Source organism: Pilosibacter rotomagensis, assembly GCF_045062245.2.
In the GTDB taxonomy this organism is placed as follows: domain Bacteria; phylum Bacillota; class Clostridia; order Lachnospirales; family Lachnospiraceae; genus Pilosibacter.
On record NZ_CM170323.1, the window covers coordinates 3331427 to 3355073 of the forward strand.

20 protein-coding genes and 1 riboswitch are annotated in these 23647 nt (G+C 50.1%); of the genes, 6 read left to right on the forward strand and 14 right to left on the reverse strand.

Annotated features, from left to right (window positions below; translation table 11 throughout):
• Nucleotides 1–53 precede the first annotated feature (53 nt).
• A complete protein-coding gene (locus tag ACI3EW_RS14960) occupies nt 54–1130 on the forward strand; it encodes a metallophosphoesterase family protein (RefSeq protein WP_118533427.1) in 1077 nt (358 codons plus the stop codon).
• The gene (locus tag ACI3EW_RS14965; protein ID WP_485663193.1) at nt 1127–2971 is read left to right on the forward strand and encodes an ATP-binding protein; all 1845 of its coding nucleotides are present in this window, start codon (nt 1127–1129) and stop codon (nt 2969–2971) included. Before ACI3EW_RS14960 ends, ACI3EW_RS14965 begins: the two co-directional genes overlap by 4 nt.
• A 149-nt stretch (nt 2972–3120) precedes the next feature.
• Here the strand turns inward: ACI3EW_RS14965 and ACI3EW_RS14970 are convergent, their stop codons facing one another.
• The 13 genes from ACI3EW_RS14970 to ACI3EW_RS15030 form a co-directional block, all read right to left on the reverse strand.
• The gene (locus ACI3EW_RS14970) at nt 3121–4659 is read right to left on the reverse strand and encodes a nitrite/sulfite reductase (protein ID WP_118533423.1); all 1539 of its coding nucleotides are present in this window, start codon (nt 4657–4659) and stop codon (nt 3121–3123) included.
• An 86-nt stretch (nt 4660–4745) separates the two neighbouring features.
• Nucleotides 4746–5240 (reverse strand): tRNA (uridine(34)/cytosine(34)/5-carboxymethylaminomethyluridine(34)-2'-O)-methyltransferase TrmL, encoded by a 495-nt coding sequence (gene trmL, locus ACI3EW_RS14975; protein ID WP_118297287.1) that lies wholly within the window; start codon nt 5238–5240, stop codon nt 4746–4748.
• A 149-nt stretch (nt 5241–5389) separates the two neighbouring features.
• The gene (locus ACI3EW_RS14980) at nt 5390–6562 is read right to left on the reverse strand and encodes an aminotransferase class I/II-fold pyridoxal phosphate-dependent enzyme (protein WP_118533421.1); all 1173 of its coding nucleotides are present in this window, start codon (nt 6560–6562) and stop codon (nt 5390–5392) included.
• Complete coding sequence (locus ACI3EW_RS14985) at nt 6559–7041, reverse strand: Lrp/AsnC family transcriptional regulator (RefSeq protein ID WP_118533419.1); 483 nt, start codon at nt 7039–7041, stop codon at nt 6559–6561. The genes ACI3EW_RS14980 and ACI3EW_RS14985 overlap by 4 nt, the downstream gene beginning before the upstream one ends.
• Before the next feature lie 169 nt (nt 7042–7210).
• The gene (locus tag ACI3EW_RS14990) at nt 7211–7792 is read right to left on the reverse strand and encodes an AIR synthase-related protein (protein ID WP_118297290.1); all 582 of its coding nucleotides are present in this window, start codon (nt 7790–7792) and stop codon (nt 7211–7213) included.
• Nucleotides 7793–7817: 25 nt separating this feature from the next.
• Nucleotides 7818–9338 (reverse strand): VanW family protein, encoded by a 1521-nt coding sequence (locus ACI3EW_RS14995; protein WP_118533433.1) that lies wholly within the window; start codon nt 9336–9338, stop codon nt 7818–7820.
• Between the two features lie 276 nt (nt 9339–9614).
• Nucleotides 9615–10358 carry an exonuclease domain-containing protein gene (locus ACI3EW_RS15000; RefSeq protein WP_346011284.1) on the reverse strand — a complete coding sequence of 248 codons (744 nt, stop codon included), beginning with the start codon at nt 10356–10358 and terminating at the stop codon, nt 9615–9617.
• On the reverse strand, nt 10343–12256 hold the full coding sequence (locus ACI3EW_RS15005; RefSeq protein WP_118533415.1) for a B12-binding domain-containing radical SAM protein: 1914 nt from the start codon (nt 12254–12256) through the stop codon (nt 10343–10345). Before ACI3EW_RS15005 ends, ACI3EW_RS15000 begins: the two co-directional genes overlap by 16 nt.
• An 11-nt stretch (nt 12257–12267) precedes the next feature.
• On the reverse strand, nt 12268–12756 hold the full coding sequence (locus ACI3EW_RS15010; protein WP_118297292.1) for a deoxycytidylate deaminase: 489 nt from the start codon (nt 12754–12756) through the stop codon (nt 12268–12270).
• Between the two features lie 63 nt (nt 12757–12819).
• Complete coding sequence (locus ACI3EW_RS15015) at nt 12820–13890, reverse strand: L-threonylcarbamoyladenylate synthase (RefSeq protein ID WP_118533413.1); 1071 nt, start codon at nt 13888–13890, stop codon at nt 12820–12822.
• 234 nt (nt 13891–14124) lie between these two features.
• Entirely contained in the window at nt 14125–14919 is a 795-nt protein-coding gene (locus ACI3EW_RS15020) for a creatininase family protein (RefSeq protein WP_118514197.1), read from the reverse strand.
• A gap of 67 nt (nt 14920–14986) precedes the next feature.
• Nucleotides 14987–15622: an ECF transporter S component gene (locus ACI3EW_RS15025; RefSeq protein ID WP_118533411.1), complete on the reverse strand. Its 636-nt coding sequence runs from the start codon at nt 15620–15622 to the stop codon at nt 14987–14989.
• A 185-nt stretch (nt 15623–15807) separates the two neighbouring features.
• Nucleotides 15808–15926: riboswitch (FMN riboswitch) on the reverse strand.
• Nucleotides 15927–16000: 74 nt separating this feature from the next.
• A complete protein-coding gene (locus ACI3EW_RS15030; protein WP_215703451.1) occupies nt 16001–17164 on the reverse strand; it encodes a polysaccharide deacetylase family protein in 1164 nt (387 codons plus the stop codon).
• A gap of 332 nt (nt 17165–17496) precedes the next feature.
• On the opposite strand from ACI3EW_RS15030, the gene ACI3EW_RS15035 reads away from it, so the two are divergent.
• Nucleotides 17497–18807, forward strand: a complete 1311-nt coding sequence (locus ACI3EW_RS15035; protein WP_118297297.1) for a M18 family aminopeptidase — start codon at nt 17497–17499, stop codon at nt 18805–18807.
• A 138-nt stretch (nt 18808–18945) separates the two neighbouring features.
• Here ACI3EW_RS15035 and ACI3EW_RS15040 read toward each other — a convergent pair whose 3' ends face one another.
• Entirely contained in the window at nt 18946–19674 is a 729-nt protein-coding gene (locus ACI3EW_RS15040) for an N-acetylmuramoyl-L-alanine amidase (RefSeq protein WP_485663195.1), read from the reverse strand.
• Nucleotides 19675–19817: 143 nt separating this feature from the next.
• On the opposite strand from ACI3EW_RS15040, the gene ACI3EW_RS15045 reads away from it, so the two are divergent.
• The 3 genes from ACI3EW_RS15045 (at nt 19818) to ACI3EW_RS15055 (ending at nt 23606) form a co-directional block, all read left to right on the forward strand.
• Nucleotides 19818–20870, forward strand: a complete 1053-nt coding sequence (locus ACI3EW_RS15045; protein WP_485663197.1) for a threonine aldolase family protein — start codon at nt 19818–19820, stop codon at nt 20868–20870.
• 149 nt (nt 20871–21019) lie between these two features.
• Nucleotides 21020–22405, forward strand: coding sequence for an amidohydrolase (locus ACI3EW_RS15050; protein WP_118606282.1), 1386 nt, complete (start codon nt 21020–21022; stop codon nt 22403–22405).
• A gap of 346 nt (nt 22406–22751) precedes the next feature.
• Entirely contained in the window at nt 22752–23606 is an 855-nt protein-coding gene (locus ACI3EW_RS15055; protein WP_118533403.1) for a tyrosine-type recombinase/integrase, read from the forward strand.
• Nucleotides 23607–23647: the final 41 nt, after the last annotated feature.

The following is a 23647-nucleotide window of genomic DNA, read 5'->3' on the forward strand; positions in this document are numbered from 1 at the left end:
ACCTTGATACTGGAGCGCAGTGTATCTGCAATCCATACACCATGGAGGAATGTATGAAATTTATCCACACCGCCGATATCCACTGGGGCATGATCCCGGACAGTGATAAGCCCTGGGGCAAAAAGCGGGAACAGGCGATCCGACTGACATTCCAGGGAATCATTGAGGACGCGAGAGACTCCCGCGCCGATCTCCTTCTGATCTCCGGCGATCTGTTCCACCGCCAGCCGCTGGCCCGCGACTTGAAGGAAGTCAACTATCTGTTCTCCACGATCCCCGGGACCAGAGTTGTCATCATTGCCGGAAACCATGACCGGATCCGGAAGAGTTCCGCACTCCTCAGCTTTACCTGGGCGCCGAACGTGACATTTCTGATGGACGAGGACCTCTCTTCCGTCTATTTTGAGGAGCTGAACACAGAAGTTTACGGATTCAGCTATCACACTGCCGAGATCACCGAGGCAAAGGCCGACAACATCTCTCTTCCGGCATCCCGACGTACCCGGATCCTCATGCTCCATGGCGGTGATGCAAAGCATGTTCCTTTTGACCGGAATGCACTGGCTGCATCCCCGTTCTCCTATATCGCCCTTGGGCATATCCACAAGCCGGAGGTTCTCCTGGAAAACCGCATGGCCTACGCAGGTTCCCCGGAACCGCTCGACATGACGGAGACCGGACCGCACGGATATTTTGTCGGGGAAATCGACAACGCGAGCGGTCATGTGACCTCCCTGCAGTTTAAGGAAGTCTGCCAGGCCCAGTATATCCCGTTAGTGGTCAATGTAACTCCTCAGACGACCAACACCGAGCTCTCCCAGATCATTGCCGATGAGATCCGCAAGCGCGGCGCAGGCAATATCTATCGTTTCCGCATCCGCGGCATGCGGGATCCTGATATCAGTTTTGACCTGGATCTTCTCTCCGGTCAGTGGAATATCATCGAGATCCTGGATGAATCGGAACCGCAGTATGATTTCCACGCATTGTTCGCGGAACATCCGAGCGACATGATCGGCTTTTATATCCAGGCGCTCATGAAGGAAGATATGAGTCCTGTGGAGAAAAAAGCGCTTTATTACGGGATCCACGCCCTGCTTATGACAAAAGACGAAAGGAGTCAGCCATGAGATTACTCGAATTACATATCGACGGGTTCGGAAAATTTCATGACCGGACCCTCTCCTTCAACGACGGGATCAACATTATCTACGGAAAGAACGAAGCCGGAAAATCCACGCTCCACACCTTTATCCGCGGCATGCTCTTCGGGATCGAGCGCGGGCGGGGACGGGCGGCAAAAAATGACCTGTATACAAAGTACGAACCGTGGGAAAACAGCGGGACCTACGAAGGCTGGCTGAGACTGGAAAAAGATGGGACCATCTACCGCATCGAGCGGCGGTTCCGGAAAGAAAATAAGTCTTTAAAGATCATCAATGAGACAAAAGGTCTTGAGGAGAACGCAAGTCCGGAGTTTATCTCCAGGCTCTTAAACGGGCTCACTGAGACCATGTACAATAACACGATCAGCATCGGCCAGCTGAAGAGCGCCACCGAGGACGGAATGGTGACGGAACTTAAGAATTACATTGCCAACATGAATACCACCGGCAATATTTCCTTAAATATCACAAAAGCCACCGCATTCCTGCGCAACCAGAAACGTTCGCTCGAAGCCGGGCTGATCCCGGAGGCAAGCCGGGAATTCACCTCTCTTCTCGCTGAGATCCGGAATATTGAATCTGAGATCGCCGGCCCGGAATACGAGAACCAGCTCGCCTCCTACCAGAATATGCGGACCCAGGTCAATGGACTGATCGAAAATACCCAGACACAGAAAAAGGATCTGGACGAGAAACTCGCAAACGGAAAGAAAGTCCTGGCAGACAATGGTTTTACAGACCAGGCTTCCGTGGATGCGATATCCTCCAATGCAGAAAAATTATACAGTGAATACAATATGCTGAATATGGAGTGCAGCAAGAAGTCCAGAAAAGTCCTGTCCGCGCTTACGGCCGTTCTCGGGATCGCAGGACTCGGGGCAGCGGCGGCTCTTGGATATTTCAATCTCACCGCATATCTCCCTGTCTGCGGAGCTTCTGTGGCGGCGGCTGTGATCTTTTTTATCATCTCCCTGATCTTCCGTCAGAAAGATAAAGAATATCACAAAATGTGCGACAGCACCTCGGCGGAACTTGGCGCTCTTCTTGCGAGACATCTCGGAGATTCCGCAGTGTCCGAAGATGCCATGAACGCATTCCGCGCGCGGATGGGCGAATTTTCGAAGCTCTGTGATATGGTCGCCCAGTCCGAGGCGGAAATCCGGAAATTCCTGGAAGATCTGAGCAATCTCCAGACAAGACAGGCCGGCTGCAGCGAGATGATCGAAAAGCAGCAGCGGACCCAGTGGGAACTGGAAAAGAAGCTGGAGCATTTAAGCAACTGCAAGAATAAAGCAAAAGCATTAAAACGGACACTTGCAGAGAATGACCGGATCCACGATGAGATCGTCGCCATCGACCTCGCCCAGGAGACTATGGCAGATCTCTCTTCCACGATCCGTGATTCCTTCGGACTTTATCTGAATAAAGAGGCCTCCCAGTACATCACCGGCATCACCGGCGGGATCTACGACAGCATGAGCATCGACGAGAATCTGAACGTCTTCCTGAACACGAAGACAAAGCTCGTCCCGCTCGAAAACGTCAGCAGCGGAACCATGGACCAGGTCTATCTCGCCCTGCGCCTTGCCGCCGCAAAGCTTCTCACGGGGTCCGGCTCCGAATCCGGAGGTTTTCCGCTGATCTTCGACGACAGCTTTACCCAGTACGATGATGATCGCCTGAAAACAGCTCTCGAATGGCTTGCCTCCGCCTACGGCGGTCAGATCATCATCTTCACCTGCCATCGCCGCGAAGCGCAGATGCTGCGCGCAAGACAGGTGCCGTTTCAGTTGATCGAGATGTAAGATCCTGTCCTGACCGATCCATAATTGTTCAGCGCCTTCCCGGCTGCGAACAAAAATCCACGTTTTCTGCAAAAAATGTCGGCAGTAGATTAAAACTGCCGACATTTTTATATTTATAAGGATTCCGTCTTTCCACAGCACGCAGTCTTTTACGCGTACTTTTCCACAATCGCCCGGAATTCATCCCCATGACCAGCGATCCAGGTCTCCCAGTTCATGTTAGATGCTGCCGCTGCTTTTCCAAGCTCCACGAGAAGCTTCGGAAGATCACGCTCCAGGATCACGGCTCCGGCCTCGCCGAATTTTGCCGCACCGAGTTTATCGCTTCCACCGACGAACATCTTAAACGCAGACTCCGGCTTTCCGTCTACGGCCTTTGCTGCGCCCTGGAAACCGAGCGCCGCCGCCTGATGCGCGGAACAGCTGGACGGACATCCGGAAATACAGATCTTCGGAAGAGCGCCGTCCGGGATTCCTGCCTCTCTGACAGCCGCTACAGCCGCGCTGAGCGCCGCCTGGCTGTCTCTGACGCCCTGCTGGCAGATTGATGCGCCGATACATGCAACACTGTTCTCAAAGGCTGTCTGGGCTCCGTCAGCCGTTGCTGCGAGAACCTTCTTTGCCTCGTCTGCAGTCAGGTTGATGATATAGATCGTCTCATGCGGTGCGATCCGGCACTCTGCATCCGGGATCTCCTTTAAAAGTGCGAGAAGCTCTGCCGGTTTTCCAGCCGGGAGACATCCTCCGATCGGATGATAAGCGACTGCGTAGAGTCCCGGCTGTTTCTGGGCAATGACGCGCTTATCAGAGATTTCTCCGGAACCTTTTTTCGTAACCGTTTTTTCTTCCACATGGAAGTCCAGACCGCCTTTTTCTTTCATTTTCTGCACGTTCTCAAGAAACGCCGTCTTTAATCCGTCAACTCCCAGTGTCTCCTGCATGAAACGGGTGCGGGCTTTCGCGCGGTTCTCATAATTGCCGTGCTGGCAGAATGTCTCGATCATGGCGCGGATATAGTAAAGGATCTCTGTCGCCTGGACATGTTCATCTACGAGGACTCCCATCTTATAGCCGCCGCCGAGTCCGCCGGCGATCCGGAGTGTGAATGTTCCGTCCGGATTTGCCATGAATCCCATATCACGGAATGCACTGTGTACAGAATCGTCAGCTCCGTTGCAGAACGCCACTTTCAGCTTTCTCGGCATATGGATTTCACCAGCGATGGAGAGCAGATACTCTGCCGCTGCCTCCGCATACGGCTTTACATCGAATGCTTCCCCTTTCTGTACTCCGGAGAGCGGGCTCATCATGATATTTCTCGGATTGTCTCCGCCGCCGCCCCGGCTGTAGATCTCGGCATCGATTGCTTTTTCCATGAGGACCGGAATCTGCTCCGCCTTTAAATTGTGAAGCTGGACAGTCTCACATGTCGTAAGCTTCATGAGCTCCACACCGTAATCCTTTACCGCCTCTGTAAGGAATTCCAGGCGCTTTTCCGTCAGGTTTCCGCCTGCCATTCTGAGACGCAGCATATGTTTGGAAGGATCCCGCTGCGCATAGCTTCCGAATCCTCCGGAGATTCCCTTGTATGCCTTCCGGTCGATCTCGCCTTTGTCAAATTTTTCAATTGTCTCCACGAAATCATGGATCTGTTCGCGAAACTGTTCTTCCCATTTTTCATTCATCATGATTGTTTTCCTCTTTCCCCTTTTTCCTTTTCCAGGCTGTACGGATCCTTCCGGTGTCTCACCTTCCGGAGGAATCCGCAGAATTTCTACTCTTTCCAGTGCAGATGATGCAGATGTCCTTCCATCGTCATCTTCTCAAACCCGTTCTGTCTGAGCGCCTCATAGAGCACGATCGCCACGGAATTTGAAAGATTTAAGGACCTGATATCTCCCCACATCGGGATCCGGATACAGTTTTCACGGTTCTCCACAAGGATCTCCTCCGGGATCCCGCGGCTCTCCGGTCCGAACATGATATAGGCGTCCGGATCATACGGAACATCCGTGTATACATGTTCGCCTTTGGTGGTCGCCATGTAGATCTTTGCTCCCGGATTCTTCTTTAAGAAATCCTGATAATCACTGTACACCGTCACATCCAGCTTGTCCCAGTAGTCCAGTCCAGCACGGACCAGATGTTTTTCGCTGAGCTTAAATCCCAGCGGCTCGATCAGGTGCAGCTTCGTGTTCGTTGCCACGCAGGTTCGCCCGATATTTCCTGTGTTGGCCGGCATTTCCGGCTCGTATAATACGATGTTCATGTTGTGGTCTCTCCTGTCATATAAAAAGAATGTTCTTCGGCTCGTTATTCGCGTAAACAAGAAATTTCCCGGCCCGACCACCTTCATGATCAAGCCGGGGAAGCTCCGTTTTCCATGACTGTCCGGTATCCGCACAGTCACAATTCTTTTTATTTCTCTTCGTTCAGGTGTCTCTTCACGAAACGCTCCATTCTCTCAAGCGCACGTTTCAGATCATTTAAGGAGTACGCATAGGAGATTCTCAGATATCCCTCTCCGCAGTCGCCGAACGCAGTACCCGGAACAACGGCAACCTTCTCCTCCTCAAGAAGCTTTAAAGCAAACTCATCGGAAGTCATACCGAATTTCTTGATGCTCGGGAATACATAGAACGCGCCCTGCGGCTCATAGCAGTCAAATCCCATATCGCGAAGTGCCTTTACAAGGTAACGTCTTCTCTGGTCATATGCCTCACGCATCTCGATCACATCATGGTCACCGTTTCTCAGCGCCTCAACCGCAGCATACTGGCTTGTTGTCGGCGCACACATGATCGCAAACTGGTGGATCTTTAACATCTGTTTCAGGATGATCTCCGGCGCACATGCATAGCCGAGACGCCATCCGGTCATCGCGAAGGATTTCGAGAAACCGTTGATCAGAACGGTACGCTCCTTCATTCCCGGGAATGCGGCGATCGTGCAGTGCTGTCCCTTGTAGGTAAGCTCGGAGTAGATCTCATCGGAGATAACAAACAGGTCTTTCTCCACGCAGACCTTCGCGATCTCCGCCAGATCTTCCGCCTCCATAATGGAACCGGTCGGGTTGTTCGGGAACGGAAGCACCAGGACTTTCGTCTTCGGTGTGATCTTTTCCAGGAGTTTTTCTTTTGTCAGGCGGAACTTGTCCTTCTCCTCAAGCTGGATCGTAACCGGAACACCGTCCGCCAGGATCGTACACGGAGTGTAGGACACATAGCTCGGCTGCGGGATCAGAACTTCATCTCCCGGATTTAACATCGCGCGAAGCGCGATATCGATTGCTTCACTTCCGCCGACGGTTACCATGACCTCTTTGTTATAGTCATATTCCACGTCAAAACGTCTCTTTAAATAGTTGCAGATCTCGATCTTCAGATCTTTTAAGCCTGCGTTGGATGTATAGAAGGTACGTCCTTTTTCCAGAGAATAAATGCCCTCTTCACGGATATGCCACGGAGTATCAAAATCCGGCTCGCCGACGCCTAAAGAGATTGCATCTTTCATCTCACTTACAATATCAAAGAATTTACGGATCCCGGACGGCGGGATCGTTACGATTTTATCAGATAACGGGTTTCTCACGGTGTAATCATCATCCTTTCATCCCCCGGCTTCTCATACATGATCGTGCCGTGGTCCTTATATTTCTTGAGTACAAAATGGGTCGCTGTGCTGAGGACGGAATCCATCGGGGACAGTTTTTCAGATACAAACTGAGCGACCTCACGCATGGTCTTTCCTTCGATGATCACGGTGAAATCAAACGCACCGGACATCAGATATACGGAATTCACTTCGCTGTACTGGTAAATACGCTCCGCGATCTTGTCAAATCCCATTCCTCTCTGCGGAGTTACTTTCACTTCGATCAATGCGATCACTTTCTCGTTTCCGGTGTTATCCCAGTTGATCATGGTGTGATATCCACAGATAATATTTTCTTTTTCCATGTCCGCGATCTCATTCGCGACGGCTGCTTCACTCTCGCCCAAAAGGGCGGCCAGATCTTTCAGATCAATTCGGCTGTTCTTTTCAATGATCGCCAAAATTTTTTCACGCATGATAAATCCTCCTTGTTACATATCTGTTCAGTACTTTCACCTGAGAAATCTGCCGCCGGCATTCTCTTATGGGCAGCAGTTTCTTACAAAGTCATAGCAGCGATTACAGGTAAATCCATATTCCGACCGGCTGTCCAGGCAGGAAAGCTTTCTCCCAGTCAGATCACTGTCATACACATTCTCCTGTGATCTTATAGATTTCATCCTGTGCCGGGCGTTCCAGAAATCCTGTTGTTCCGATCCCGGTCATCTTTCTCGCGATACCTTTTTCCACTTTTCCGATCACTGCGGACGGGATCCCCGCCTCGCTTAAGATCCTCACGGCATCCCCACCGTTTTCCACCGCCATCAGAAGGCATTCTCCCGATGCGAGCCGGTATGGATTCAGGTCAAAAAGTTCACAGATCTCGATTGTTTCCTGTGCGACCGGGATTTTCCTCAGTTCAAAGGAAATTCCCTGCTCATACGCTCCTGAGATAGTCCAAAGGGCGGCCAGTATGCCGCCCTCCGAAATTTCTTCCCATTCTCCTGCGCCGCAGGCATCGAACATCTCCGGAGTCAGTTCTAACTTTTTATCTGCCTGCTCCCGGATCCGCTTGACAAACCATTCCGGGAATCGGGCCGATATCTCTTTTTCTTTTGCCGACAGAGCCGCCTTCACACCGTTTTTTCCGATCGTCCCTGCGACTACCAGATCCTGTCCCGGTCTGAAGATCCCCGCTCCGTTGGGTTCGCGCTCAATTTTTCTCATGATTCCGGTCTCTCTTCTATGCGGCCTAAGCCGCGTTCTCACCCATTCCAGGGCCATAATTTTCGCCCGGCTGCAGTCCGGCAGTTTCAGCAGGTGCCTGTGTTTCCGGCGCCTCTGTCTCAACCGGTGTCGGCGCCTCTGTCTCGGTCGGCGCTGCCGTCTCAGTTGGCGCTGCCGTCTCGGTCGGTGCCGGTGCTGCTGTCTCAGCAGCTCCCGTTCCTACACGGTAAACTGTTTTTGACGCATTGTATGTGTCAGAGTTCAACAGGGTACGTTCCTGCAGCTGTCCATCCACATATACGCACTTATATAATTTCGACTTTAATCCCGTATGCCCGGATTCCACTTTCACGCGCTTTCCGGCCGGAAGGCTCGGATCCTGGATCTCCTGGGTTGGTGACGGCACAGTCTGAAGTGTCTCTGACTCAAATGCCAGAGTGCGGTTCGACGGTCTCGTCTCTTTTCCGTAGATCGTGAACGTCAGTGTCTTTCCCTGTGTGTATCCCTCGATATAGATCGGGGTATCATAAGGATTCTTCACCTTCAGGTCTTTGTAAGTTCCGGCAATCGCCGCATCCATAGACGGTTTTACATAGCTGACCGACATGGAATGATTCTGGCGCTGAATGATCTCCAGCTCCGCGTATAAAGCCGCGTTGTAGAGAGTTGTAGAGATCTGGCAGACACCGCCGCCGATACTGTCAACAGACCGGCCATTCTCATAAGCAGTCGCCGTCTTATATCCGTTTTCCAGTGTGAACGGATGCATACACTCATACCCGGAAAGAACCTCTCCCGGCATCAGCACATGTCCGTTGATCTTTCCCGAACCTACTGCAAGGTTTGTGGATCGGGAAGCACCGCTGGTCGCAAAGCTCGTGGAAAAAGTTCCGAGAACATCCTTGATCGTTGCAAGATCTTCCTCCGTCACCTTCGGCTTATCCACAGTAACGGACGCCTCCACACGGATCGCGCCTGTGTCCTCACTGTTCAGCGCCTCATTAAGGGCCGCTTTCGTTGCGTCCATATCTACTGTCACACCTTCTTTTGAAGGTGTGATCTCAAACTTTCCGTTCTTTCTCGTGATCGCTGCGTCGACAGCATCCGCCACCGCAGAATCACAGTTCGCGGATACGAAAGAAGAGATCTTATCCTGATCCACAGAGAGATCCAGCTCGATCTTCAGCGGATTTACCTCAAGATCTTTCTTTTTCATATACCTTTTTACAAGATTTCCCTTCAGCTCTGTCCCCTGGATCGCTTTCGCCACCTCATCCTGATTATCCCAGGCAACGCCAAGCGTCTTCGCATCGGATTTCGCCTCCGCGCCATTTACCACAAGTGTGATATCCTGATTTAGTTTTTCATTTACATAGCTTTCGATCTGCTTTTCGGCTTCCGCTTCCGTAAGTCCGGAAAGGCTGACGGCTCCAACGGAGACCCCATCCGGGATCCGCTCATCTGCCAGTGTGGAAACCGGGGCGATCCAGACAAGTCCGGCGCTCAGTAACGCCGTCACACCTGCGATCCACACATTTTTTTTCATTCTTTTTTCCTCGCTGATATCTTTCTGCTGCCTGATATATCCCAGGTCTTCTCTCATCATATTAAAAGATAGAAAGAAGGGAACCGAGAATCATAGGCACTACCATTGCAAGTACGACCAGCACGATCACGATGGTAGAGAAAATCTTTCTTGTTTTTTTATTATTCATGTTAAACAAACCATTCACCTCTTCTTGCTTTCCATTCCGGTCCGCATCTCACAGCTCTCATCAGCTGTCATGCCGTTTAATAGTCATTCTTCCAGCGTTCCCGAAATCTATCCCTGTTTTTTCGCATTTTCCGGTATTCTTCCATACTGGAAAATGATCTTGTCGATCATCCGGGAGATTTCATTTCCGGACATGTGATCGATCTCGACAGTTATGTCTATTCTATGATATTTTAGTAAATCCTGCAAGTGTTCTTTTTGCCTTTTAGACGCCGTCCGTTCCTTTTTTGCCTTATATTGCAGCATTTTTGCGGTGAAGAGTTCCGGGCGCTCTTTTCCGAACCTTCTTTTTAATTCCTGGTAGAGATCATGGGCGGCATAAGCGTCGGAAAGCGCACGGTGTGCCGTGTCCTGATGAACGCCAAAATATGCGCAGGCAGCACCCAGATTTTTCTTTTCCGCTCCCGGCATCAGATAGCGGCAGAGCTTCAGCGTATCAACCCCATATTTCTCGAATTTCCGCTTCTGGTTTACCGCAGCCTGAACAAGGAAACCGTAGTCGAAAATGATCTGATGTCCAAGGAGCGGGAGATCTTCCGTGAAGTTTAAGACCTCATCCAGGATCTCATCGATCCCCGGTGCATCCTTCACCATATCATCCGTGATCCCCGTCAGCTCCACGATCCTCTCCGGGATCTCCCGGTGCGGGTTTACCATCGTATGATAGGTGTCCACTGCCTCGCCATCTATCACCTTCACCATACCGATCTCCGTGATCTTTTCATGGCGTGCACCGATCCCTGTCGTCTCAAGATCCAGTGCGACATAAGAATTTATCATTTCATCTGCCATGTCTCTTCTCCATCCTTGTATACAAAACGCACCGCTCCCGCATTCCCAGACAGCGGATCCCGCTTTTTATAATCAAACAGTACAAACGTCCCATCTTCCATATGTTCCAGATGAGCCATTTTCGCCATCTGCCTCGAATCAAAGCCAGCGTAATCCGTGAGCCATTTTGGATTTTCTTCCTCCGCCATGAAGAATTCGCGGACTTCCTTTTTGTACGGAGACTGGTCGCTGGCAAAGGACGGACGGCTCTTGATGTTTTCGCGGACATAGAGGTCATACATTAAACTGTCACGGAAGTCCGCTAAGGACGGCTGTCCGGTTTCCGGGACCTTTGCAGCCGTAACATGATCCCGCTCTTCTTCCCTCATATCCTCTTCCAGGAACCGGTACAGGATCTCATACCTGGCCAGTCTGCTGTGGCTGATCCCGGTAAGGCCGTTCTTCTCATAGTATTCCGCCAGATTCACAAAAATCTCCGATGGTCTCTGGAATCTTTTCTCCAGCAGCTTCATCGTCGTCGGGAACTGGCCGCTGTTATAGTAGACCTCGACCATGTCCTCCACGCCTTTCAGACGGATCACATCGCTGTAAGGAAGCCACTTTGTGGAAAGCACTTCATATGGCGGGATTCCCCGGTATTTCAGATCATATGCCGCAACCTGCTCCTCCATGTAGGATCCTTTTAACACCTTTAAGAACCCCATCTGGAGCTGATCCGGACGCATCCGGTAAACGTCATCCAACGAACGCATAAATGATTCATAGTTCTCATAGGGAAGTCCCGCGATCAGATCAAGGTGCTGGTGGGTATTCCGGTAATCGTAAACACGGTCCACCGCCCGTTTCAGTTTTACCAGATCCATGTGCCTGTGGATCTCCCGGATCGTGTCCGGATTTGTAGACTGGACACCGATCTCCAGCTGGATCAGACCCGGGCGCATCTTTCCGATCAGTTCCAGCTCCTCCTCGTCAAAGATATCCGCGGAAACCTCGAAGTGGAAGTTCGTGATCCCGTTATCATGCTCCACAAGGTACCGCCAGATCCCCAGTGTGTGTTCTCTTTTGCAGTTGAAGGTGCGGTCCACAAATTTGACCTGTGGGACCTTGTGGTCCAGGAAAAACTGCAGTTCCGGGAGTACCAGATCGAGACTCCGGAAGCGCACCGTCTTATCGATGGAAGAAAGGCAGTAACTGCAGGAAAACGGACACCCGCGGCTGCTCTCATAGTAGACGATCCTGTTCTCGAATCCTGCCATATCATCATAGTAAAATGGGATCTCATCGAGACTGAGAAGACGCTGCGGACCATGTTCCTCGATCTCGCCGTTTGCTGCGCGATAAGTAATTCCCGGAATCTGACTTAAGTCCAGACGATCTGAATGCGCATTTTCTCCTTCTGCATTCTCCGGCATCCGGGTATTTTTCGCACAGCCGGAAGTTTCCTCCTTTGCCTGTCCCCTAAAGCTTTCACCTGTATATCCGTCCGGTACGGACGTTTTTTCTCTCTGAAGATAAGCACGCACAAGCTCTGTGAACGTCAGCTCGCCTTCCCCGCGCATAATACCGCGAACATCCGGCTCACGCGTCAGCACTTTTTTCGCATCATAGGACACCTCCGGACCGCCAAGCCAGATCTCCGCCTCCGGCAGCACTTTCTTTACGTCCCGGACGATCTCCATGATATAGGAAATGTTCCATATATAGCAGGAAAAGCCGATAAAATCCGGCTTTCTCCTGTAGATATCCTGTAAAATTAAATCCATCTGATGGTTGATGGTATATTCTCCGATCTCGATATCCGCTCCCGGGATCTTTGTCCGCGCAAACGCGCGCAGACTGTATACACCAGGATTTGAGTGGATATATTTGGCGTTGATCGCCGCCAGCAAAAATTTCATTGATTCCTCCGTTATACCCGGTACTCAATCTTGCGTCCTGTCGGGTTATACTGATAATACCGCACGCCAGCCGCATTTAACATTCTCTTGGACGCCCGTGTGGACGCATCGTTCGCGTACTTGTCGCTCTCGTAAACGATCGTCTGGATACCGGCCTGGATGATCGCTTTCGCACACTCATTGCACGGGAACAGGGTCACATAGAGTTTGCTTCCTTCCAGACTGCCGCCGCGGTAATTTAAGATCGCGTTCAGCTCACTGTGTGTCACATAGAAATACTTTCTATTGTACGGGTCCTCATCCATCTTATCCCACGGGAATTCATCATCGGAACAGCCTTTCGGAAATCCGTTGTAGCCCATGGACAGGATCTTATTGTCCTGACTCACGATGCAGGCACCTACCTGCGTATTCGGATCTTTGGATCGCATTGCGGAAAGCTTCGCAACTCCCATGAAATATTCGTCCCAGGTAATATATCCGTCTCTCTTCTCTGACATGGTTTCTCCTCCATCTCTGTGATGATCTGTTATTGTATCACGATGTAACTGTTCCATGGATTTTTACACATTTATAATATGATATCCCGCTGCCTTGCACAGGCGGTTCATGATCGCCTGGCCAAGCTGGTCCTTGGAAAAGCTCTCTGAGAAGATGCAGTCTACCTTGCGCGCATCAAAGTCACGCAGCACCGCAAACAGGTTGTGGGCAACTGTCTCCTCATGTTCTCTGCTTCCGATCACCTCAAGATTTCCATCCGGATACAGATCCCGGCTCTCCTCGGTGCAGATGATGCCGACTTTCTTTCCCTCGGCCTCCGCCTTCTTTGTCTGCTCATTGATATAAGCCACGACCTTGTCCATATCGCCCTCAACCAGCGTCATGTCCGCCTTCGGGGCATAATGGCGATACTTCATTCCCGGCGCTTTCGGCTTAATATCTCCGCTCACCGGTCCCAGGATCACCGGATCGATATCAACCTGCCCCAGTGTCTCACGGAGCATCTCGATCGTGATCGCCCCCGGTCTTAAAAGTGTCGGAACCTCACTCGACACATCCACGATCGTGGACTCCACGCCGATCCCAACGGCACCGCCGTCGATCACCATCTCGATCTTTCCGTCCATATCTTCGATGACATGTTCCGCCTTTGTCGGGCTCGGTCTTCCGGATGTATTGGCACTCGGCGCCGCGACCGGAACTCCCGCCAGATGGATCAGGCAGTTTGCCACCGGGTCAGACGGCATGCGGACCGCAACGGTGTCAAGACCACCGGTCGTTCCGTAAGGCACAATGTCTTTTTTCGGAAAGATCATGGTCAGCGGGCCCGGCCAGTATTTTTCCGCCAATTTCCGCCCGGCTTCCGGAATTTCCTTTACGATCGCCGGGAGTTCCTCCATACAGGAAATATGGGCGATCAGCGGATTGTCGGATGGACGTCCTTTTGCCGCATAGATTTTCTTTGCCGCTTCCTCATTTAACGCATTCGCGCCGAGACCGTAAACAGTCTCGGTCGGAAATGCCACAAGGCCGCCGTTTCTTAAGATCTCTGCCGCCTCCAGAAGCCCCGGATTTTTTTCCAGTGCTTCTCTTGTCTTTTCTTCTTCTCTGATGCGAACTACTTTTGTATTCATATTATGCACTCTCGATTCTCTTATCAATAATGTTTGGAGCCGGAGTCTCTTTCCCCACGCTCTCAGAACTGCCCTGCGCCTTGAAATTCGCAGTATTTCTGCATGATCCCAGTTTTTTCTAATGATAAAGGTGCTGCACAAAACGCAGCACCTTACTTTGTTTAATTGCGTATTCAGTTTAGCACATGGATGTTATGGTTGCAACAGATTTCCGGCGGATTTACTGGCTCTCCGTCAATCCTTCCATCTTCTTATCTCTTTCAGTCCGGAAAGGATCGACTCCACAAAACTGTCGTAGATCTGATTGCCTTTCTCTGCCGTTGCCCCGCTCGGGTCTCCGCCGATCCCGATCGGCTTTCCATCCTCGGTTTCCCACTCTTCCGATACCCAGCCGAGTGTGATCGGTCCGTAAACAGTGAACGTCTTGTTTCCCATAAATTTCTTCGGGATCCCCGCCTCAGAGGTCTCCAGTTTTACCGTCTCCGGCCGTTCCGCGAGGACCATCGATGTCTCCATCTCTCCTCCATGGAAATCCCAGACATTTCCAGGTGTCACAGTATCTTTCACCGCCTGATTGCCAAAAAATGCACCGCAGTTGATGATAAATACGGCAATTCCAAGCTCACTTCGAAGTTCTCTGCTCAGCACCTGGATGATCGGAGAATTTCCGCCGTGGCAGTTTAAGATCGCGATCTTTTTAAAACCATGATGAGCCAGCCCTTTGCAGATGTCATACAAAACGTGGTAGAATGTGTCCGGTTTCAATGTCACGGAGCCGCAGAAATTGATGTGTTCCGTGCTGAGTCCCACCGGAATCAGCGGGAAAATGAGCATCGGATAGTCCGGGATCTCCCGGTCCAGCGCTTCCTTGATCCGTCTCGCTGTTCCCTCTGCAATGATCTCGTCCGTGCCAAGCGGACACTGGTTTCCATGCTGCTCCAATGCCCCTACCGGGATCATGACTACCGTCTCATCTTTATCGACCTGTTCCATTTCCAGTCTTGTCAGTTCATTATAGTACCTTACCATTGTTTTTTCTCCATTCAGTGCCTTCAAACCAATGTTTTCTTACAGTCAGCGCAGTAAATGCGCAGACCTACTGAATCGTTTCAGTTTTCTTCTCTCTGTGGATCCCGGAATGAATGATCGCACTGACATGCTTGTATACAAGCGCCGTCACGATCGCATTCAGTCCGCATTTTACAATGTTAAACGGGATGATTGCGAAAAGAGCGAATGTGTAAAGGTTTGTGATCGCCGGGTTGATCTTTGTTCCCATCGCGATGATATTCTCGATTCCGCCGAAAGCAACTTTTGCGTAGAACGGAAGAGTGATCGCACAGTTTACAAATACTGCACCGATAACTGCACAGAATACACCGACAACAAGAGCGATCATCGCTGTCTTTTTCGTCTTATGTCTGCGGTAGATCAGAGCTGCCGGCACGGAGAACATACAGCTTCCGATGATGTTTCCAAGCTCACCGACATAGTAAGTGCTTGTTCCGTTTAAGAGCAGTTTTAAAAGATTCTTCACGATCGCAATGAGTGCCGCCTGTGCCGGTCCCATGGCGAAACCACCGATCAGTACCGGGAGCTCTGCGAAATCCAGTTTATAAAACGGCGGTGCAAACGGAACTGCCACCTGGATCGTCTCCAATACGGCTGCGAGTGCGCTGAACATGGCGATCAGCACGATGTTTCTGACACTTAATACTTTGTTCTGGTTCATAATGATCCTCCTTGTACGTGTTGTTCTTCTGCAGAAATACCGGATAGGGACACGGTATCGTAACAAGGAATTGCTGTGCAGGAAAAAATTCATCGGAATGTGCCCCGGCACGTTCTCGTTGTTATACAAAAAAGATCCCGGACAATTAAAAAAGTCCGGGACCTGTATCTACTATTCCTGTCATACAATTTCTTCTCTCATCCAGACTATACTGTCGGTTTTGGAATTTCACCAAATCAGCTGCTCAGCGCAGGTCGCGGACTATACCGCCGGTGGGGAATTTCACCCCGCCCCGAAGAACGATATTTATTTGTTCGATAACAGAATATCACATTTTTATTTGCTATGCAATCATTTTTTATCCGTGCAAGTTCCCCCTTAGCGGAAATGTCCATAGGAATGTCCTGCTGCCATTCCGCCGCGAAGCTCCGCCATCTCGCTGACAGTCACAAGCTGGTAACCTCTCTTTGTAAGCTCCGGGATCAGCGTCTCTGCTGCGATCGCGCTCTGCTCATAGAGATCATGCATCAAAACGATATCCCCGTCTTTGACCTGGCTTAAAACGGTATCGATCGTCTTCTGGGCATTTCTCGTCTTCCAGTCCAGAGTATCTACCGACCATACGATCGACGGCATTCCTGCCTTCGCAAGAACTGCTTTGCTCGCATCATTGATCTTTCCTCCCGGCGGGCGAACTCCTTTCGGTGCATTTCCGCCTGCTGCAACGATCGCATCACGGGTCTGGTTTAAGCTCTGCAAGATCTGACCTTCGGACATATTTGTGAGATATGTATGCGCCCAGGTATGGCTGTTCGTCTCACATCCGAGATCCGCCATGCGCTTTACCGTGGATGCATAAGAAGCCACACGATTTCCAACCATAAAGAACGTTGCTCTTCCGCCATTCGCCTCCAGCGAATTCAGAATACGCTCTGTATATTTGGATGGTCCGTCATCGAAAGTCAGCGCCACCATCGGTCTTGTTGGATCAATTCCTCCATTCTTCGGTCCCTCCGGAGCTGCTGCATCTTTTTCTGTCACAGTAACCCAGATTCCGTCCACGCGAAGTCCCTGTCCTTCTGTTCCGGCCGTCTCACCATTTTTTACCGGAGCTGTCCATGACCCATTCTGGAATACTGAGTAATAAACATCATAATGATCTTTTAACTGCCCTGTGAGCTCCATCCGGATCGCCTCGAGCGGCATCCCCGTCTCGATCGTTCCGGTCTCCGCCATATTTTCCTGCCAGGAAAGCCAGCCGGAACCGCTTAAATTTACCTGATAAGAAAGTGTTCCGCTCATTCCCTCCGGCTGTCCGGAAAGACTCGCCCGGATCGCCGTCACATAAGTCCCGTTTCCGGCACGTTCCGCCGTCTGGTCTCCGTGGTATGCGCTCCAGCCGACTCCATGCTCAAATATTCCGTACACAGCTCCCATATCTGCCGCATATACCGGTTTTGTGTTCATTCCTGCTGCCGTAAAGCATACAGCGACGGCCGCAGCTGCCCCACAGATTGCCCGTCTGATTTTTTTCCAATCCATTTGTTCCCCTCTTTTCTCTGGTGCTTTTCACCATATTTCCTGTTTCCATATTCTAACATGAAAATACAAATAAAGGTATCTTTTCCGCGTTTTTTCTCAATCTTCATAAAATCGTCAGAATTTAACTATTCACACCGTCACAGTTACAGGAACGGGGCTATTTCGAATTGGTTTTTCGATATAGCGAACACGGCTGTCAGCTGCTGTAAAACGGTACCCGCCTGTTTCATCACTTGCGCACAGCATAGCGCAAACTTGCCTATCCCGTATTTTTCCTGTATAATAAGATAGTATGACTTACAGGGGTTATTATCGAAAGGAGTAACAAAAACATGATTCAGAATCTGAACGAAGAATTATTTTCTTTTATCAAAAAGAGTCCGACTGGTTTCCATGCTGTTCATGAGCTGGCAAACTACCTGACTGAAGCAGGCTTTGAGTGCCTCGCTGAGGGAAATACCTGGAACCTTGCTGAGGGCGGCAAATATTTTGTAACCCGCAACCAGTCCGCGATCATCGCATTCAAGGTATCCCGCAAAGATTATTCAGGCTTCCATATCGCGGCAAGCCACAGCGACTCCCCGACTTTAAAGATCAAAGAGTCCTCCGAGATGAATGTTGAAAACCAGTATGTAAAATTAAATGTTGAAAAATACGGCGGAATGCTCTGCGCTCCGTGGTTTGACAGACCACTCTCCGTTGCAGGCCGTATCATCGTAAAAGATGGTAATCGTCTCACAACAAAGCTGATCAATGTTGACCGCGATCTTCTCATGATCCCGAACCTCGCGATCCACATGAACAGGGAAGTAAACGACGGTTATAAATACAACATCCAGAAGGACATGCTCCCGTTATACCGTATGAGCAATTCCGGCAAGGCATTTAAAGAAATGATCGCCGAGGAAGCCGGTGTTTCCGTTGATCAGATCAAGGGAATGGATCTTTTCCTCTACAACCGCATGGAAGGTACGATCTGGGGCTGCGACGGCGAGTTCATCTCCGCTCCGCGTCTTGACGACCTTCAGTGTGCATTCACATCCACGATGGCTCTGTTAAACAGTGAGAGCGACCGCTGCATTCCGGTCGTTGCCGTATTTGATAATGAGGAAGTTGGAAGCGGCACAAAACAGGGCGCCGGCTCCACATTCCTTTATGACATCCTTCGCCGCATTAACCGCAGCCTTGGAAGAACAGAAGAAGAGTATCTCACTTCCCTTGCTTCCAGCTTCATGGTATCTGCGGATAACGGACATGCTGTACATCCGAACTACGCGGATAAGACAGACCCGACAAACCGCACATACTTAAACGGCGGTCTTGTGATCAAACACAGTGCAAACCAGAAATACACAACAGACGCTGTTTCCGCTGCAGTTATGCGCTGCCTCTGCGAGCGCGCAGGTGTTCCGTATCAGGAGTTCTTAAATCGTTCCGATATTCTCGGCGGTTCCACTCTCGGAAACATCTCCAATGCACAGGTTTCCTTAAACACAGTGGATATCGGACTTCCGCAGTTAGCGATGCACTCTCCGTATGAGACTGCCGGTTCCAAGGATATGGCTTACATGGAAAAGGCATTTGAAGAGTTCTTCAAATCTGCGATCCGCGCCGAGGGTGACGGTACACTCGTACTCGAATAATTTTTATAAAAATGCTCCGCCGGAAATTCTCGCATTTCCGGCGGTTTTTTATCCTTCCAATGCAGAGGCACGCCGGAAATGTTCCTTTTCATATTTTCGTCCTGATCAGTATTTCACTATTTGTGCAGTTTCCCATGATCATTTTCTGCAATTCAGATACTCCGCCACTCCCATATGGATCGTATATGCCAGCTTATCCTGATATTCCCCGCTGTTCAAAAGTCCTGCTTCCTTTCGGTTGCTCAGAAACCCGCACTCCACGATCACGATCGGACATTTCACATGCAGAAGAAGATAATAATTGCCATTTGCCTTCGGAAGTCTCCTGTTCTGTTCTCCAAGGACATAGCTGAACCTTTTCTGCAGGATTTCCGCCAGCGCTTTGCCTTTTGCTGAATCCCGGTAATAAAATACCTGGCCGCCGGACACGGATTCTTCATGATAACTGTTCTGATGGATGCTGACCACAAGATCCGCGCCGCTCTCTTCAATGATCTCGCACCTTTTTTTCATATCTGCCATTTTTTTCCGGCTATCCGTATCTGAATAAAGTCCTGTATCCGTTTCCCTTGTCATGATAACCCTGATATCATCCTGCTCCAGATATGTTTTTAACCGTTTTGCAACAGCCAGGTTGATGTCCTTCTCCAGGCTTCCGTCAACACCGACTTTCCCCGGATCTGTTCCTCCATGTCCGGCATCAATCACTACCACCGGCATCTCTTTTATGTAGGCATCGGTGCTCCCTGTCACATGAATGCTCCCATATTTTACTGCCAGGATCACTATTCCAAGCAGGCAGAAACCAAGAACCGGCTCTATCAGATTCCGCTTCATGCACTGTTCTCCCAAAGTTTTGTTTTTCATAACACTCTATTTTCTCCCTCATCGAATTATGTGTGATCCAGAGGTCCCTGTTTTCAGATTCTTTCCCTTACTTTCCTGCATTGACACATCAATATGTCATCTGTATAATAGAGTCAGACAACACGAAAGGTCAGGTTTATGACATGGCAAATGAAAAACTAAAATTTACCTGTGACTACATGGAGGGGGCTCATCCTTTGATCATGGATGCACTTCTCTCCACAAATATGATGCAGACCTCCGGATACGGTCTCGATGAGTTTTCCGCCTCCGCGAGAGATAAGATCCGCAAAGCCTGCGATGCGCCGGATGCAGGTGTCTACTTTCTCGTCGGCGGTACCCAGACAAATGCCACGGTAATCGATGCACTTCTACGTTCCTATCAGGGAGTCCTTTGTGCGGAGACCGGACATATTGCGGTCCATGAGGCCGGCGCTATCGAGTTTGGCGGACATAAGGTTCTCCCGCTGCCCCATACATACGGAAAGATCTCAGCCACACAGATCTCCTCTTATATGGATACCTTCTTATCCGATGAAAACCATGAGCACATGGTCATGCCCGGCATGGTCTATATCTCACAGCCGACTGAATACGGGACGCTGTATTCCCTGGAAGAACTGACTGCTCTCAGCGAGGCCTGCCGCAGATACCATCTTCCGCTTTATGTGGACGGTGCAAGACTGGCATATGCACTGGCTGCTCCGGAAAATACCGTTTCATTAAAAGATCTCGCAAGACTCTGCGATGTCTTCTACATCGGTGGGACAAAATGCGGTGCTCTCTTTGGCGAAGCTGTCGTGATCCCCGATCCGGCACTGATCCCGCATTTTTTTACGATCGTTAAACAGCACGGTGCCCTGTTCGCAAAAGGCCGTATCCTGGGGATCCAGTTTGATGTCCTGTTTACCGATGATCTCTATCTTCATATCGGTGAATCTGCTCTCAACTATGCAGACTCAATCAAAAACGTATTAAAAGAAAATGGTTATCAGTTTTTCCTTGAGACTCCGACAAACCAGATCTTTATCATTCTGGAGGACAAAATCCTCCACGACCTTGAAGGATCCGCAGAATTCAGTTTCTGGGAAAAATACGATGATACGCACACAGTGATCCGGATCGCCACAAGCTGGGCAACCACAAAGGAACACACCGATGCACTGATCACACTTTTAAAACAGACACGTGCTTAGCAGGAGGCATCTTCCGGCGTTCCAATACCCGGATATTTCCCACCGCGCACTATGACCGGGTTTTTCCGATATTTTACATTCAGGAACGGTTTCGCATCCCGATCTGTGACCGTTTTCCTTCAATATTACATACTCAGGAGGTATTTCCCATGACAGACAGACAACAACTGATCGTAAACAACGTAGACACTGTAAGACAGCTCATTCTCGACGCAGAGCGCTGGATCTGGGCACATCCGCAGACCGGTTACACCGAATGGCAGGCCCATGACTATCTTGTAGAAAAATATGAGGCACTTGGATACACACTTGTAAAAGCCGGGAATATTCCGGGATTCTACACCGATGTGGAGACCGGGAAACCTGGTCCGAAGGTTGCGATCTTTGGCGAACTTGATGCACTCGACATCGCCAATCATCCGGAGTCCGTAAACGGCATGACACACTGCTGCGGACACAATGCACAGTCTGCTGCCCTTTTAGGTATCGCTGCCGCATTAAAGCAGCCGCACGCGCTGGACGGTTTATGCGGATCGATCCGTCTCGTCGCTGTACCGGCCGAGGAAATGATCCAGCTGGCCTTCCGCGAGGAGCTCCGCCAGAAAGGGATCATAAAATACAACGGCGGCAAGACCGAGTTCATGTACCGCGGTCTCCTGGACGGTGTCGATATGGCAATGATGGTCCACGGAATGACAAAGGGAACCGGTGTCAATGAGGACGGAGACACGGATCTCGACTTCCACGCACAGCTCGGAATGAACGGCTGCATGGCGAAAAATATCCGTTACAAGGGAAAATCCGCTCATGCCGGCGGAGCTCCTCATATGGGAGTCAATGCAGAATATGCCGCTATGCTCGGTCTGCAGGCCTGCAATGACCTGCGCGAAACCTTCCAGGAAAAAGATACCATCCGTTTTCATCCGATCTTAATGGGTGCAAACTGTGCTGTAAACATCATCCCGGATGAGATGAAGATCGAAAGCTATGTTCGCGGAAAATCCCTGGAAGCGATCAAACGTGAAAATATCAAGATGAACCGTGCACTGACAGGTGCCGCATTAGCTATGGGCGCAGGCGTCGAGCTGAGTGACCGCCCGGGATATGCACCGGAGTATCATGATCCGGCATTTATGAAACTGGCTGAAGACTGCTGCGTGGCACTCTGCGGAAGAAAGAAGGTTGTCTTCGACTATGACGGCTGGAGCACAGGCTCCTCCGATTTCGGCGATATCACATGTGTAATGCCGGGTGTTCAGATTTCCGCAGGCGGAGGAACCGGTACTCTTCACGGCATCGATTTCCAGATCGCAGATCCGAACCGGATGTGCGTGAATGCCGCAAAAGTTGAACTCTTCCTCGCAGATGCCCTGCTCTCCGATGACGCAAAGGCAGCAAAGGAAATCATCGCAAACTATAAACCGCAGTATCCATCCATCAAGGCATACCTCGATGCGATCGACGCACTGACTCTTGATAAGGACGCAGTCAAATATGATGAAAAAGGGAACGTGACCATAGATTTCCAGAATTAGATCATTCCTGACCTCAGTGCCAGTGCACATTCCTGCACCGTGTACGATCACTTGCGATAATCTTCTTTCCGCAAATGAAACAAGAGAAAACACACTTCGCGGGTTTTCCCTTGTTATCGTGGCAGTCGCCAGGGTCTCGCACAAGCGCAGACTTTGGTTCGTTGTTCGCGTAAATAAAAATCCGTCGGAGGCATTTTTCGATGACTCCGGCGGATTTTTTCATTAACACTTTCCACTCCCTGCTCATTTTCTCTCTTATCCTTTTTTTCTCTGCAATACACAACTTTTCCCGCCAGCACACTATATAACAACTAAATCATTTTTCACAGAAAGGCATGATAATATTATGAGAACGATCGCACTTCCCGTAAATCTTCTTTCAGAAGGATCCCGTCAGAAAATCTCCGATTTTGAGCCCTGGCTTCTTCGAAGCGGAAAAGCTTATCAGACGATCCGATCCTATCTCTATGCTGCTCGCCAGTTTCTCTCTTTGTATCCTGATGTTACCCACGATAATCTGCTTCTCTATAAGTGTTATCTGATCGAGCGTTACAAACCGCGCACCGTAAATCTGAGGATCCGGGCGATCAACTGTTTTATGGAATTTCTCGGGATCCCCGCTTCAAAACTCCTCATGGTACGGCTCCAACAGCGACCATTTCTCGAGAATGTGATCAGTCAGGCTGATTATGAATATCTGAAAAAATGCCTGATCCGCGACGGAAAGACCAATTATTACCTTGCAGTGCGGATCATGGCTGCCACCGGGGTCCGGATCAGTGAACTTGTTCAGATCCAGATAGAGGATATCCGGCGTGGTCAGCTCGACCTTTATTCAAAAGGCAACAAGATCCGACGTATTTATTTCCCCCACAGTGTACGGGAGACCTGTCTGATGTGGCTGCAAAACGAAAACAGGTCCAAAGGCAGTCTGTTCCTGAACCGCTTTGGCCGTCCTATCAGTACTAACGGGATCCGTGATCAGCTGAAAGTTTTCGCTCTGCGCTATCATCTTGATCCATCCGTTGTTCACCCGCATTCCTTCCGCCATCTGTTCGCAAAAAATTTTGTGGAACGATGCAATGATATTGCACTTCTCTCCGATATTCTGGGTCACGAAAGTATCGAGACCACCCGCATCTATCTTCACAAAAGCAGCATTGAACAGCAAAATCTCTTCAATCAGATCGTAACCTGGTAATCCACCATCAAATTCAAAGGATAAAAGCATGAAAAAACTTT